Annotated in this window: 15 protein-coding genes; 1 reads left to right on the plus strand and 14 read right to left on the minus strand. The window is 49.2% G+C overall.

Features of this window, described 5'->3' with window-relative positions; genetic code table 11:
• Window positions 1–100: 100 nt before the first annotated feature.
• From nrdF to nrdI, 3 genes are read right to left on the minus strand one after another with little or no spacing between them, the layout of a single operon-like run.
• The gene (gene nrdF / locus HI950_RS08490; protein ID WP_169083413.1) at window positions 101–1,057 is read right to left on the minus strand and encodes a class 1b ribonucleoside-diphosphate reductase subunit beta; all 957 of its coding nucleotides are present in this window, start codon (window positions 1,055–1,057) and stop codon (window positions 101–103) included.
• A 49-nt stretch (window positions 1,058–1,106) separates the two neighbouring features.
• Window positions 1,107–3,191, minus strand: a complete 2,085-nt coding sequence (nrdE, locus tag HI950_RS08495; RefSeq protein ID WP_169083414.1) for a class 1b ribonucleoside-diphosphate reductase subunit alpha — start codon at window positions 3,189–3,191, stop codon at window positions 1,107–1,109.
• The gene (nrdI, locus tag HI950_RS08500) at window positions 3,178–3,537 is read right to left on the minus strand and encodes a class Ib ribonucleoside-diphosphate reductase assembly flavoprotein NrdI (RefSeq protein ID WP_169083415.1); all 360 of its coding nucleotides are present in this window, start codon (window positions 3,535–3,537) and stop codon (window positions 3,178–3,180) included. Before nrdI ends, nrdE begins: the two co-directional genes overlap by 14 nt.
• A gap of 278 nt (window positions 3,538–3,815) precedes the next feature.
• Here nrdI and HI950_RS08505 point away from each other — a divergent pair, with 278 nt between their 5' ends.
• On the plus strand, window positions 3,816–4,037 hold the full coding sequence (locus HI950_RS08505) for a hypothetical protein (protein WP_169083416.1): 222 nt from the start codon (window positions 3,816–3,818) through the stop codon (window positions 4,035–4,037).
• 376 nt (window positions 4,038–4,413) lie between these two features.
• Here HI950_RS08505 and HI950_RS08510 read toward each other — a convergent pair whose 3' ends face one another.
• The 11 genes from HI950_RS08510 to HI950_RS08560 form a co-directional block, all read right to left on the minus strand.
• A complete protein-coding gene (locus HI950_RS08510) occupies window positions 4,414–5,181 on the minus strand; it encodes a class I SAM-dependent DNA methyltransferase (protein ID WP_169083417.1) in 768 nt (255 codons plus the stop codon).
• Window positions 5,178–6,134 (minus strand): CvfB family protein, encoded by a 957-nt coding sequence (locus HI950_RS08515; RefSeq protein ID WP_169083418.1) that lies wholly within the window; start codon window positions 6,132–6,134, stop codon window positions 5,178–5,180. The genes HI950_RS08510 and HI950_RS08515 overlap by 4 nt, the downstream gene beginning before the upstream one ends.
• Window positions 6,131–6,478 (minus strand): ribosome silencing factor, encoded by a 348-nt coding sequence (gene rsfS, locus HI950_RS08520; RefSeq protein WP_169083419.1) that lies wholly within the window; start codon window positions 6,476–6,478, stop codon window positions 6,131–6,133. The genes HI950_RS08515 and rsfS overlap by 4 nt, the downstream gene beginning before the upstream one ends.
• Before the next feature lie 26 nt (window positions 6,479–6,504).
• Window positions 6,505–7,059: a bis(5'-nucleosyl)-tetraphosphatase (symmetrical) YqeK gene (gene yqeK, locus HI950_RS08525; protein WP_169083420.1), complete on the minus strand. Its 555-nt coding sequence runs from the start codon at window positions 7,057–7,059 to the stop codon at window positions 6,505–6,507.
• The gene (gene nadD, locus HI950_RS08530) at window positions 7,049–7,621 is read right to left on the minus strand and encodes a nicotinate-nucleotide adenylyltransferase (protein WP_169083510.1); all 573 of its coding nucleotides are present in this window, start codon (window positions 7,619–7,621) and stop codon (window positions 7,049–7,051) included. The genes yqeK and nadD overlap by 11 nt, the downstream gene beginning before the upstream one ends.
• A 114-nt stretch (window positions 7,622–7,735) precedes the next feature.
• A complete protein-coding gene (yhbY, locus tag HI950_RS08535) occupies window positions 7,736–8,041 on the minus strand; it encodes a ribosome assembly RNA-binding protein YhbY (RefSeq protein ID WP_169083421.1) in 306 nt (101 codons plus the stop codon).
• Window positions 8,042–8,104: 63 nt separating this feature from the next.
• Window positions 8,105–8,965, minus strand: coding sequence for a shikimate dehydrogenase (aroE, locus tag HI950_RS08540; RefSeq protein WP_169083511.1), 861 nt, complete (start codon window positions 8,963–8,965; stop codon window positions 8,105–8,107).
• A 37-nt stretch (window positions 8,966–9,002) separates the two neighbouring features.
• Entirely contained in the window at window positions 9,003–10,127 is a 1,125-nt protein-coding gene (gene yqeH, locus HI950_RS08545) for a ribosome biogenesis GTPase YqeH (protein ID WP_169083422.1), read from the minus strand.
• The gene (locus HI950_RS08550) at window positions 10,127–10,651 is read right to left on the minus strand and encodes a YqeG family HAD IIIA-type phosphatase (protein ID WP_169083423.1); all 525 of its coding nucleotides are present in this window, start codon (window positions 10,649–10,651) and stop codon (window positions 10,127–10,129) included. The genes yqeH and HI950_RS08550 overlap by 1 nt, the downstream gene beginning before the upstream one ends.
• Window positions 10,652–10,785: 134 nt before the next feature.
• Window positions 10,786–13,038 carry a transglutaminase TgpA family protein gene (locus tag HI950_RS08555; protein ID WP_169083424.1) on the minus strand — a complete coding sequence of 751 codons (2,253 nt, stop codon included), beginning with the start codon at window positions 13,036–13,038 and terminating at the stop codon, window positions 10,786–10,788.
• Window positions 13,035–14,282: a DUF58 domain-containing protein gene (locus tag HI950_RS08560; RefSeq protein ID WP_169083425.1), complete on the minus strand. Its 1,248-nt coding sequence runs from the start codon at window positions 14,280–14,282 to the stop codon at window positions 13,035–13,037. The genes HI950_RS08555 and HI950_RS08560 overlap by 4 nt, the downstream gene beginning before the upstream one ends.
• Window positions 14,283–14,284 lie beyond the last annotated feature (2 nt).

The raw sequence follows: 14,284 nt of genomic DNA on the forward strand, positions 1-14,284 counted from the left end.
GTGTCAATCATTTTCTTATTTTAAAAAATCAAAATCGCTCTTCTTCTGCCATAAGGCGGAATGAAGAGCGATTCATAGGTGGAAAAACGATTAAGTTATATTAAAAATTGAAAACGAAGTCATCGTCATTCAATGGCTCAACGTGAATCGTACGTACGTACCCATTACCTTTTTTGGAGAAGAAGTCATGCTGCTTCGTGTGCGTGCTGATGCCGTTGAACACGATTGGGTTAACCGGCTCCTCAGGGAAATGAGGCTCCATGCCTAGGTTCATAAGCGCTTTGTTCGCATTGTAGCGGACATAGACATTTACTTCTTCAGCCAAGCCGAGCGGTGCATACAGATGCTCGGTATACACGATCTCATTCTCGTACAGCTCGTTCAGCAAAGCATAAATCTCGATCTGCAGCTGGGCTTGCTCCTCAGGGCTGAACGTTTGGAACAGCTCCTGTGCTAGAACGCCAACGTACAAACCATGGATGCTCTCGTCACGTAAAATCAAATCGATAATTTCGCCGCTGCTCGTCATTTTGCCTTGGCCAGCCAAGTAGAGCGGATAGAAGAATCCGCTGTAGAACAAGTAGCTTTCTAGAAATACGGAAGCTGCCATCGCTTTATACAGCTCTTTCGGTCCCGTAATATTCGAATACCACGAAGAAATCAGATTCGCTTTCTTTTGCAGCTGCTCATTTTGCTCCACCCATTGGAAAATTTCGTCGATCTCTTCCCCCGATGCGAGCGTTGTAAAGATACTGCTGTACGATTTAGCGTGGATTTGCTCCATCATGGACATAAACGACAGCACCGCTTTGCGCTGCAAGCCATCTACATGCTCCAAAATTTTCGGCATGCCGATGCCGCCTTGAATCGTATCAAGCAAGGTCAGACCGCCGAGCACGTTTTTGTAGAGTGTGCGCTCCGCGTCGGTCATTTCCATCCAATCCATTTTATCGTCAGATAACGGAATCTCTTCATCCGTCCAAAATTGCATCACGTTTTGCTGCCAGAATGTTAATGTGAAATCGTCATCCGGGCGGTTCCAGTTTACTGCTTTCATTTGGTGAGCTCCTTCTTTGCTACGTAAGCGTCGATTAAAATTGAACTACTTAAACTGCGCAGCTCGTGCATTCCTCAACAGAAAGCCGCTTCGTTCTGGTGTAATAGAGCGATTTAAGCCCTTTTTGCGCAGCATAGACATAGAACCGCGCCAGCTCGCGTGTCGTTACATTGCTATTTACATGCAGGACGGACGAAATACCTTGGTCAACGTGCTGCTGAATTTCTGCAATTAGGTCAATCAGCTTGAACTGATCAATATTGTAAGCCGATTTGTAATAGAAGTAGTTGTCTTGCGACAAGTACGGCATTGGGTAATATGTTGTTGAGTTCGCGTATGTGCGCGTCTCGATATGCTCAACGATCGGCATAACGCTCGAAGTCGCATTTTGGATGTACGAAATACTTTGTGTCGGCGCAATCGCCAGACGGTATGCGTGGTATAGGCCGTGCTTTTGCACTTTCGCTTTCAGCTCTGCCCAATCCTCAGGCGATGGAATTTCCATGCCTTCGAACAATTCTTTCACTCTGTCCGTTTTTGGACGGAAGTCGTTCTCTACATAACGAGTGAAATAAGTACCTTTAGCATATTCGGAACGATCAAAATCTTTGAATGTAATGCCGCGTTCTTTCGCGATCTCCATACTTTGCTCAATGGAGTAGTAGTTCATCATCATGAAAAATACGCCGGCAAAATCCTTCGCTTCTTCACTTTCGTAAGCGATTTTGTTTTTGGCTAGGTAGCCGTTCAGGTTCATCGCGCCAAGTCCGACAGAGTGAAGCTCTTCATTCGCTTTGCGAACGCCCGGAGCATTGTCGATATTGGACAAATCGCTGACAGTCGTCAAGGCTTCGATTCCAACGTGAACCGATTCCTTCACTTTTTTGTGCTCCATCACGTTAACGATGTTAAGTGAAGCGAGGTTGCAGCTAATATCGCGCTGAATAACATCCTCGTAGCCATAATCTTTAATTTCCGAAGTCTCCTGCAGCTGGAAGATTTCTGTGCACAGGTTGGACATTTTAATAGAGCCAATATCCTTCAAAGCATGAATGCTGTTGGCATTGGATTTATTCATGATGTATGGGTAGCCGGATTCTAGCTGAATCGAGGCGATCTTTGTCAGCATGTCGCGTGCGTTCATAACTTTCTTCTTCGTTACGAGCTCGTTAGCGAGCAATTCCTCGTACATCTCATCCATATCCATATCATCGAGATGCTTGCCGTAAGCTTTTTGAACCGAATGCGGTCCAAATACGAAGAGCGGCTTGTTTTGAGCAGCTAGCTCATAAAATTTATTTGGAATTATAAGCCCGATGGACAACGTTTTGATACGTGCCTTCTCGTCGGCGTTAATTTTTTTGCAATCAAGGAACTCGATAATGTCCCAGCCGAAAATATTGTAATAGCCGGCTCCCGAGCCTTTGCGTTGTCCCATTTGATCTGCGTAGGAGAAAGCATCCTCCATCAGCTTCAGCACGGGCATAATGCCTTTTGCTGCGCCTTCAACGCCTTTGATCGGTTCACCGCGTCCACGAAGCTTCGATAGGTTAACAGCAACGCCGCCGCCGATTTTGGAAAGCTGCATGCATGTGCCTAATACGTAGTTAATCGAATTAAGAGAGTCGTCCATTTCGAGCAGGAAGCATGAAACCATTTCGCCGCGGCGGCTCTTGCCCGCGTTCAGGAAGGTTGGTGTAGCTGGCTGCAAGCGTTGGTCGATCATCGCTTCGGCTATACGGAGTGCTTTGGCTGCATCTCCTTCGCCAAGATGCAACGCTACAATGGATACCCGATCGGAGTATTGCTCCAAGTATTGCGCTTTGTTGTTAGTTTTCATCGCATAGTCCTTATAGAACTTCGATGCTGCCATATACGATTGGAATTCAAAGCCACTGTTCGCCGTTAGCGTGAATACAGCCTCAACCTGCTCGTATGTATACTTTTCGAATACATTATCGTAATAATCGTTCTCGATTAAGTAATCTAGCTTGTGACGAAGGGAGTCGAACTTTACGCTCTTCTCAGCTACTTCTTCCATAAATGCGGCAACAGCCTCTTTATCTTTATCTAGCTGGTAAAATCCGTCTGCTCCGCGCTGCATTAACTCGTTATTTAGTTCAATATGCTTCAATGGTTCGCACCCTTTCGACAAAATGTTGCGTATCTTGATTCGTACCTGATAACTCAAACTTCAAAATAACGGGAACATCGTACTTCTGCGAGATCGTGTCCGCGCTTTTTGCGAAGCCGGCACCCCAGTTGCGGTTGCCGCTTGCGGAAACGCCGCGGAGCATTTCGGAGTTGGTTTCTAGAAACGAAGATACCTTCTCCGGAACTTGTCCGAACCCCGTTGTGTACGTGACCAGCACGAACGGCTCGTCCACTTCATCCTTCTCATCGATAGGCACTGCCCGCATATTCAGTTTTTTGATGAAACGCTTGACATTGCCTGTTTTGGAATCATAGACGACTAGCATAACACGTTCGCTCCCCTACTGAAATTAAGCAATTAAAAAGTGCGTCTGACTAGTATTTTCGTCAGCTGCGCATGTTCATGATTTACAAAGGTCTAATCATTAAAGGCACTCTTCTACATCAATATGTAGTTTGTGTTTTTGATTCTACATCAATATATAGGAGTAGTCAATGAAAATTATGGAGAAAATATTAATCTATTTTTTTGACGCACTCGACTATTTTAACAGATGAGGATATGATGGGATAGTGACATTTTATTGCTATTTTGGAGGCCCAGATGAACCCAAAAACTACCGCAGAACAAATGCGAGAATCCATCGAAAAACTGTTCGAAGATGCCGGATATACGGTGCCTGAGCTGCTAATCTACATCGAAAAATTAGAAAAAGACCAGGAACAAATGAGCCAAACGATCAAAAAAATGAAGCTCGAATCCATCCGTAAAGCGTCAGCTGAAGCAGGAATGAACAGCCGATTGAAGGATGCCCTTCGCGAATAAATAAGGCTGCGAGACACAACATCTAGACATTTGCAAGCAGCTGCACCCCCTGAATCAATAGCACTTCTCGTTCACCAAAGCTCCGCTGATAAAATATTACAATCAGATCATGAATCGACACCATTCGACTCTAGCACCACATATAGAAGCGAGCGATCATGTTGCTTCTAGCGCACATTCGCCTCTTATACCACAAGATTTAGTTACCATAGCTGAACAAATACGCCGCACAACAGCTTTTGGGCTTCACTCATGCGCCGTTTCTACTCTGTAAGCACATATAGGTGCTTACAGACCACTAAGCCGTACCACCAAAAAAGGGCGCCCCCTAAAGTCTTATCAGACCTTATTTGACACCCTTTACTATTCATTTTTGTTATTTGACAGCTGCGAAGAACAGACGCTCCGATTCGCTGTTTGGCGGCTGCAGCTCGAAATCGGCGTAGCGGTCGACCGTTTGAAAGCCTGCTCGGCGCAGCGCGGACTCGATCCATCCTGGATCGTATGCGCGCTGCACATGCGATTCCTCAAAACGGTAAAACTTCGAATCGAGATCGCGAGAGAAAATCGTTAGATGATGCTCGATCTCGCAGCGCTCCTCCTCGAAATCGCATGTCCAAATATAAGCGACATCCCGTTCATCAAGCACGAATGGCTGCTCCTCCGCATATCGGATCAGCTGCTTGGGAGGATGCATGTCGAACAGAAATGTCCCTCCGTTTCGAAGGCCTGCGAAGGTGGCACGGAAGGCAGCTTCAATATCAGCTTCCTCCGTCAAGTAGTTCAAGCAATCGCAAAATGAAATGACCGCATCCACGGGCTCCTGGAGCTCCCACTCGCGCATGTCCTGTTGCAGCCACCGGATGGAGCCCGAACGCGGTCTTGTGACCAGCTGAGGCGTCTCATCCCACTTGCTGCGGGCGACGGTAAGCATGTCTGAGGAAAGGTCGATCCCATAGACCTGAAAGCCTGAGCGGGCAAGCGGAATAGATATGCTCCCGGTACCGCAGCCAAGATCAACGACCGTCGATGGCATGCCGTAACGCGACCAGCTTGCTCTAGCAAAGCCAAGCCACTCCGCATAGGGCATGTCCTCCATAAGCTGATCGTAGACCGTTGCAAACTGTCCGTATGAGCGTGTCATTGCTGATCAGCTCCTTCAGAATCGGAGCCTTGCGCCTGCGTCTCAGCAGATTGCCCTGCTGCATCCGCAGCCGGCTCTACAGCCAAATACGTCCAGCTGCCCTTCTGAGTAACTAGCCTTTCTCTCATCAGCTTGCCCAGAGCACGTTTGAATGCGCCCTTGCTTATGCCGAATTTTTGTTTAATAATGTCGGCATCCGTCTGATCAGAGTATGGCATTCCTCCGCCTGGTCTTTCCTTAATAAAGGCAAGAATGCGATCGGCATCCTCTACTCTTCCAATTTCCTTGCGCTGCGCCATCGAGAGATTGGCTCTGCCGTCTTCCCGAATGAACGTTACGCGTGCGCTCACGCGTTCGCCAAGCCGCAGCGGTCTGATCCGTTCGGCGCTTGGAATAAGCCCGTAAACGCCAAACCCTACAACGCCTCCGTCAATGATGACGAATGAGCCAAGCTGGAGCGTTTTCGTTACCCAGCCCTCGACCCATTGGTTGTTCCAGCTCTCTGGCGCTGGGAATACGAGCTCCGAGAGCTCTTCCTTAAAGGCGATTTTGGCGACTAGTCTTCCGATTTTGTCATGCTTCATCACGACAAACACTTCGTCTCCTGGAAGCGGTCTGTATTCAATGCTCTCGGGCAGCTCTGAAAGCGGCAGCAGCAATTGTCTGCCTAAGCCCATTTCCAGAAAGCATCCAAGCCTTGGGTGAACGTCCGCAACCTTCAACCGGGCGAGCTCGCCAAGCTGAAGAAGCGGTTTCTTCATCGTAGCGGCCAAGCGGTCCTCCGAGTCATAGAATAGAAAAGCTTCCACATCGTCGCCGATTTTTGGCTTGGAGCCCACAAGCTCGGTATAATGCATAAGCACATCCGATTCCCCATCGCTAAGGAAATAGCCGTAGGGCGACACTTCGCGTGCCACCCTTAACATTTGTGTTGTTCCAGCTACAAAGCTCATGCGAACTCCACAACCTTCGCATCGGACCATAGACGCTCAATGTTATAGTATTCACGCTCATCGCGGTGGAATACGTGAACGATAACATCACCAAGATCGATTAACACCCATCTTGCTGAATCCATGCCTTCAATACCGCGAATCCGATTGCCGTTTTTTTCTGCTTGCTTGCGAATTTCAGTTGCGATTGCCTGCACCTGCGTGTCCGAGTTACCGCTGCAGATAACGAAATAATCCGCCACCAAGGAAATTTCCTTTAAATTCAAAGCAACGACCCTTACCGCTTTTTTGTCTTCCGCTGCTGCGACCGTAATTTGTAGCAATTCATCCGAATGTAACGCCATAGCTCAGCCTCCTGTTATTTTCTATATTATTCCAATAATCCGTTCCGTGCTTCTATCGTTAGCGGAAATATACGTTTTCCCTTTTCTAATAAGAAAGTAATAGTAGAGTTGAATCCTGCTACCAAAGCTTTATTCAAATCCTGCTCGCTTAACTCGCGAATGACTGCTACTCCGGGAAAATCCCGTCCAGGCTCCATATAGTCAGCCAGACAAACGATTTTCTCAAGCTTCGACATTCCGCGGCGCCCAGAGGTATGGTAGCGAATCGCATCCAGCACCTCTGCATCCGTTACGCCATATTCATGCTCGGTCACCCAAGCTCCGACAGGCGCATGCCATAGCTCTTTATCATAATCGAGCAGCACGGACGGCAATTGCTGATCGCGAATGACCTGCTCCATCCGTTCGACTTTCCAATATTTAGCCACATCATGCAAAATGGCAGCCAGCTCAGAGCGAACCGGGTCCTCGCCGTATCTATTGGCCAAAATGACCGCAGTTTCCATAACGCCTTGCGTATGAAGCCATCTCCGCTCTGGCATTTCCGCCTTCACCTTAGCGATCATTTGCTCACGATTCATACAGGTTGTACCTCCTCATGTAGCTGTTCACCGAATCCGGCACTAAATATTGAACGGACTGCCCAGCATTCGCCATGCTTCTAATCGCAGTAGACGAAATATCGATTCCAGGCATTTGAATCAGCGTCATTCGCTCCTTCAAAAAGCCTGGCAGCGCATCAATCGCGATGGGTTCGCCTGGACGCTCTAATCCGATAAATGTGATTTGGGCCGCGAGCTGCTCAATCTGATACCATTGCGGGAGATCATTAACCCGGTCTGAACCAATGATGTAGCAAAATGAATCGCTCGGATAGAGCCTCCGCAGCTCCATCACCGTATCATAGGAATAGCTTACTCCGCCGCGCAGCAATTCAATGTCGAGCGCGCGGAACGAAGCATTGCTTTCGATTGCCCCGCATACCATCTCGAAACGCCGCTGTCCGCTAACGCCCGGTTCATTCGCTTTGAGCGGAGGACCGTAAGACGGAATGAACCATACCTCATGCAGGCCGCATTGCTCGCGCGCCGTTTCCGCCGCGATCAAATGACCGATATGGATGGGATCGAAGGTTCCGCCCATAATACCAATCTTACTCACTAGTCGAACTCCTCCTTACATCAACCATAAAAAGGCAAACCTGAAGCCGCTCCGAAAGATAGTATGCCCTTTTTCCCATCCTTTGATTGTTAACGATTATCTGCGTGCTGCGCTAGGAAGCTCGATTTGCTTGTTGTCCTTGGATTCCTTGTAGAGGACAATTGTCTTGCCGATTACTTGTACCAGTTCTGCACCGGCTGCTGCTGCGACCTCTGCGCCGATTTCCCTCGGATCGTCCAAGCAATTGTTGAGCACGGAAACTTTAATAAGCTCCCGCGATTCGATTGCCTCTTCGATATGACGGACGAGGTGATCGTTCGTGCCGCCTTTGCCCACTTGAAAAATAGGCGTCAAATGGTGCGCGAGCGATCTTAAATAACGTTTTTGTTTACCTGTAAGCATGTATGTGTTCCTTCTTTCATCTCAATAATTCGTCTGTTTTTTTTGCCATTATGAATAAGCTTGTCAGCTTTGCAGCGCGGCCAGTACAGTATCACGCATCGCGGTGGCCGGAGCAGGCTGTCCGGTCCAATATTCAAAGGCGTATGCACCCTGATAGATGAACATGCCTAAGCCGCCGTGAATACGGCAGCCGCGCTGCTCCGCTTGCTCTAAAAACGTTGTTTTTAGAGGATTATAAATTAAATCGCTTGCAACCGCACCTGGCCTCAGCCAGGCTGCATCGATCGGCGTCTCGCCCGTTTTCGGGAACATTCCCACGGATGTCGTGTTTATGACGATGTCCGCCTGCCCGCAGGCAGCTTGCAGCTGTTCATTCGAGATGGCTTCGATATCCGCGATGTCTTGGAAGGCCAAAGCGAGCTCACGGGCACGATCTACGGAACGATTGGCGATTGTGATGCGCGAAGGACTCTCGCTCGTTAAGGCATACACAATTCCACGAGCCGCGCCGCCTGCGCCAATGACGACGATTCGCTTCCCTGCAAGCTCATGCTCCGCTTCTTCCTTCAGCGAGCGCACATAGCCGATGCCATCCGTATTGTAGCCGATGAGCCGTCCAGCATCGTTCACAATCGTATTGACTGCACCGATCGCGAGCGCCCCTTCGTCAATTTCGTCCAAAACGGACATAATGTCAAGCTTGTGCGGAATCGTAACGTTGACGCCGCGAATGCCCATAGCGCGCACGCCTGCGGCAAAATCCGCTATACGATCGCTCGTTACGTGAAAAGCCGCATACACGCCGTTAATTCCCGTTTCCCGAAAGGCACGGTTCATCATGATCGGCGACTTTGAATGGCGAATCGGGTCGCCGATTACGCCATACAAAACGGTATTGCTGTCAATCCGGTTTCCTGCGCCCATACTCGTCACAGCGAATTCCCCTTCCAAAGCCAAATCTTTAGATCATCGAGTCGCGAAGCATAACCTTAACGCCCTTCGGCGCATAAATATCGATTACAGCTCCGCCGGTACCGTTCACTTGAATCCAGCCAAGACCGGATATGAAAACATCCTTATTCAAACCGCGCTTCACGCGAAGGGAATGTCTAGTCCACGCCGGGATAGTCTCCAGCTCCTCGAGGCTTGGCCCGCCAAGCAACTGGCCGCGATGATCCGCATAGAGCTCGTCTGCACGCTCAAGCTTCGTACGGTGCATGTTAAGCGCATTCGAAACGTAGAACGTAAAGGATTGGCGGTCTCCCTCGACAAAATCGAACCTCACAAGGCTGCCAATAAACAGCGACTGGCCCGAGTTCAATTGATAGACGAGCGGTTTAATCGGCTTGTCCGGCAATAGAGAGCCAAGAAAGCTGCGCGGCACAACCTCCGTCATCCTCGTTGTATAGACAATACCAGGCGTATCGATAATCGCTTTGCCGTCCTCAAGCGGAATATGAACGGCGTCAAGCGTCGTTCCCGGATAGCGCGACGTCGTGAGCTCACGCTCCATATCGCTGTAATCGCGAATAAGTCGGTTGATTAGCGTGGACTTGCCGACATTCGTTGCTCCGACCACATAGACATCACGGCCGTTCCGATACTGCTCAAGCGCTTCAATAACGCGCTCAAAGCCCATATTGCGCTTTGCGCTGCACAATACGACGTCGACCGTCCGCAGTCCTTCTTCCTTCGCTTGCTTCTGAACCCAGTTCCGAAGTCGATTCACATTCATCGCTTTCGGGAGCAGATCAATTTTGTTGACGACAAGCAGCACCGGGTTATTGCCGACGAAGCGCTGCAAGCCTGAGATTAAGCTTCCTTCAAAATCGTACAAATCGACAATATGTACGACGAGACTGTCCGTATTGCCAATGCTGCCAAGCAGTTTCAAGAAATCATCTTGATCAACCGCAACGGAAGATGCTTCATTATAGTTACGAATACGGAAGCATCTCTGGCAAATAACCGGATCGCGCCCATTTGCCGCTTCCGGCAAATAACCTGGCAATTCAGGATTTTTTGTCTGCAGCGCAACGCCGCAGCCTGCACATGAGCCAGATGTCTGACTTAGTTGTTGTTCCATTACTTTGTTTCCCCCTCATACCATAACCCTTTTTTCCTCAAACGCACTAATGCAAACCGTTCAATCCGGCGATTTACCCGTGTCATAACCCCTTCGTCTAAAGGGGCAATCGGCGTAACAAGAATGGTGTATAACCCCATTCGGTTACCTCCTAGCACGTCCGTCAGCATTTGGTCTCCGATAACGACAGTATGCTCAGCACCTAGCCCGAGTACACTAAGCGCTCTCCGGAACGATTTGCCTGCCGGCTTGCGCGCAGCGTGAATATAAGGAATATTCAGCGGCGAAGCAAATTTCCCGACGCGCGTTTCATTGTTATTAGAAACGATAACGACCTGAAAGCCACGTGAGCGAACGTAATCAAGCCACTGCACAAGCTCAGGCGTTGCTAGCGCCTCCTTCGCACCGACGAGCGTATTATCTAGATCCGTAATGATGCCGCGTACGCCTCTTGCGTGCAGCTCATCTAAATTAATTTCGTACACTGTATTGACGCGCATATGCGGCAACAGCCGTTCAAACATAATGGATATCCCTCTGCTTTCTGCCTGCTATCTTACGAAACTATACCATACAAACCAAATTTGTTGCAAAAAAATACCGCTGCCAATTTCACTGGCGAGCGGTATTCATTCAAATGATGGCGAATCATGGCAAGTTACCTTAACTGATCAATTAATGACTTCACCTTAAGAACAAAACGATCTGCGTCCTCGTTAGTTGCCATGATTGGGCTGTATTTGGCTTGCTCGAAACGATCCAGCACCGTCTTAAAGTCATCGCGCAGACGCTTCTGGCTCTGAGACCAGCGCATGACAGCCTCTCGCAGCGTCTCATGCTCCTCCCGCTCCATCCCGCGTTTCTTGCAAATGCGAAGCAGCTTCTGCGTCTCAAGTACAATTCGGTCGTTTGATGTGTACGAGCCATGACGCAGCTTGCGTATAAATGCAATAAGCTTGTCACGATTAACGAAAAGCCACGCTGCCGCAACTACAGCAAGAAATCCAACAGAAATCCATGCCCAAATCCTCGCGTTTGATTTGCTCTCTGTTTTTACCGATTCGGTCGCTTCCTCCGAATCTGTACCCGTTTCAGGCAGTGCCTCCATCTCTTCCTCAGCAAACGTATAAGGGAATGAGAAGCCAGACGTCGCTTCAAAGGGCAGCCAGCCGAAGCCCTCAAAGTAGATCTCCACCCAAGAGTGGGCATCGGAATTGCGTACCGTATAGGTACCGGCACCGCTAGGATTAATATCCTCCCTAAATTCGGTTGGAGGCCCAAAGTCGTTAGCCGGTAGCACACCCGGAGCAAAGCCCTTAACCCATCTTGTGGGCAGCCCAAGGCTTCGCGCCATTACCGCCATCGAGGTGGAGAAATAATCGCAATAGCCTTCCTTTAGCTCAAATAGGAACTGATCGACAAAATCAGCTGTCGAGCCTGTAAGCTTCGATTCATCCGGCTTGTTGTTGTAATTAAAATTGAGTCTTAAATACGTTTCCAGCAATTTTGCCTTGTCATAGTCGTTGGTTGCCTCGGCTGTCACTTCCTTGGCTAATTGCTTCACACGATTAGGCAGTGTATCCGGCAATTGCAAATAGTGGCTATTGCGTTCTGCCGCTCCTTGGTCCGTCCAGCCTGCTTTCGCTTTCTTCAGCAGCTCCTCATCCAGAACAGGCACGGATGAGGTTACCGAGTAGGTTTTTGGATATATACGATTTTTAATCGACCAATTCAGCACACGCAGTTCACTTACGTTCGGCACCCAAACTATTCCTGTCGGCATAGGCGCCTCTTCATTCTCAATCCAGTTCACTCTGGAGAGGGGAGTGGCAGCGAACAGCACAGGATAAGCATCCTTACGAATCATCGTAACGATTTGATTAATATCTGTCGTTCCAGCCAAAGGCGGCGCTTCTAACGAAGACAGCGGCTCGCCCTTGCGCACAAGCATGTTACCCTCGTCAGCTTGCTCTACCTTGACTTCTACCCAGCCCGTGCCCGTATAAAAGTTTTTTGATTCACCGCGCCAATAGCTCCGGTGCGAGGTGGTAACCGTCATCATCGGCGAATAGTCGTACTCAAATCCGCCGCCAAGTTCTTCATCACTTCTGCTGTAGCCCGAGCTTGCATTGCCCGTGCTTCCGGGAGTAACCGAATCGGCTCCTTTATCGCCAAGAAACACTTGTACCTGCTCGCCTTTCGCTTCCTTCCAGATCGTGTATGGATCCTGCAAAATCGGAGATATAGACGGCATATTCAGCCCGACCGTCATAAGCACCGCAAGTACAAGTGCGATTGGCATTATTAATTGAAGCGGATATTCAATGAGCTCCTTCCAGCTGTTTGGATGCTCGCGTTTAAGCCTCGACATATGGCTTGCGACTAACCATAGCAGCCCTATGAATACGACCATGCCTACTTCATCCCAAAGCCAAATCGGCGTAAAGGAGTCAGCTATCGTCAGCACCAGAATGCTCACGCCGACAAACCCGACCATGCGGGTCCGCGTGGTCGTCCATATGCCGAACAATACATGAAGCAAAAGCATCGCAGCACTAATCCAAATATACGGGTTTAGCTGTACGAAATGCGCTTGCAGCCACCAAATCCATTCCTCCCAGCGCTGCGGGCTCGCTACAAGCCAATCCATTCTAGCTAGCTGTGTTGTAATAAGTATAGCCGCGCATAGTTGAAGAATAAGCTTGAAATAGCGGTTGCGGAGCGGCAGAAGCACGTCGATCGCTGCTGCAGCAAATAACGTATAGTAGACGATGGCGTACGTTTCTTCCCACCAGTAGCCTTCAAAAATAGAAATTGTATTCACAAGAATGATAGCTATAAAAATAAATCTAAGCTTCTCATACCAATCAGCCGTAAAATATCGACCCAGCGATTTGAAAGCTTGTTTCATGCAATACCACTCCCTTCTAAAGCGGCTGGGAGCTCTTGCAGCTGACGAATTTCAAATACGGGCCATCCGCGTTCACGCATCATATGTTTCCATGAAGTATTATGGCTCAGCATATCAACCGAGGATGATATATGCAGCATGCAAGGCGTAATGCCTTTTCGAGACAGCCACTCCATGCTCCGAATGATATCAGCGCCTACTTCAGGCGTGATTACGACGGCGAAGCTTCCGGGCTCCAGCATGGAATCCGCCCGCTGCAGCGACGCATAAAGCGGCCGTGCCGCATCCGCATCAACGTAGGTTAAATGCTTCATAAGCAAATTCCGTTGATCCAGGCCTGCTTTAGGCGGAAGCACCGTCATCGTCTCGCCTACCGAGAGCAAGCCCATCGCCGTATCATCCTTCAATCCGTTCTCGAGCAGAGAGGCTGCGGCAGACACGGCTAGTTCAAAGCGTGTCGCAAGCTCGCCCCCATAGCCTCCCGGATGGCGGTCAAGGATGACGACCGTACGCGGAAGAGATTCGCGCTCAAATGCCTTTGATTTCCACTCGCCGGTCTTCGCCGTCGCATTCCAATGCACGCGAGACAAGCGGTCGCCGTACAAATATTCGCGAACACCGTTAATTTGCGTCGTTTCCTTCGCGGAGCGTGAAGCAATAGCATGTGAATAAGGGCCGCGAATACCTCGCTGTATGCCGTTCCACTGCCTAAGCGGTACCGTCTGAGGCTGTACGCTAAAAATGGTTTCATTGCCGAATCGGCCTGCGTGTTCAAATAGTCCGAACACATCGTATGATAAGCATTGCGTATGCGTAAACCGATATTCCCCGCGCTGCAAAGGAGGCGTTTGATAGGCGACCTGGCCGCTGCGCTTCCAATTGGGAACAAAGGATGTCTCGAACGCAAGCTTTTGCCCGTTATGGCGCTGCAGCTGATCTCTAACGATGACATAAGGCAGCGGATAAAAGCCTGGAATTTTCACTTGAAGGCTGACATCAAGCACGCTGCCTGCAGATAAGGAGTGATCAAGCCCTGAGGCGCCCGGGGCTTGGTAGGTTCTGCTGCCCACTACTTTATTAATGCCGCTCCAACGGCCAAGCACCAAATAAATAAGCAATAAATTTAATATCATAAAGAGCATCATGGCGGTTTTGCCGCCTTGAAACAAAAAATAAAAAAGACTGGTCAAATAAATAACTGCGACAAGCTGCCAACGCAGCCTCGTGGATTTAGTCGCTGTCATCG

Origin of the sequence: Paenibacillus sp. PL91 (genome assembly GCF_012935325.2) — a bacterium.
Lineage (GTDB): Bacteria > Bacillota > Bacilli > Paenibacillales > Paenibacillaceae > Pristimantibacillus.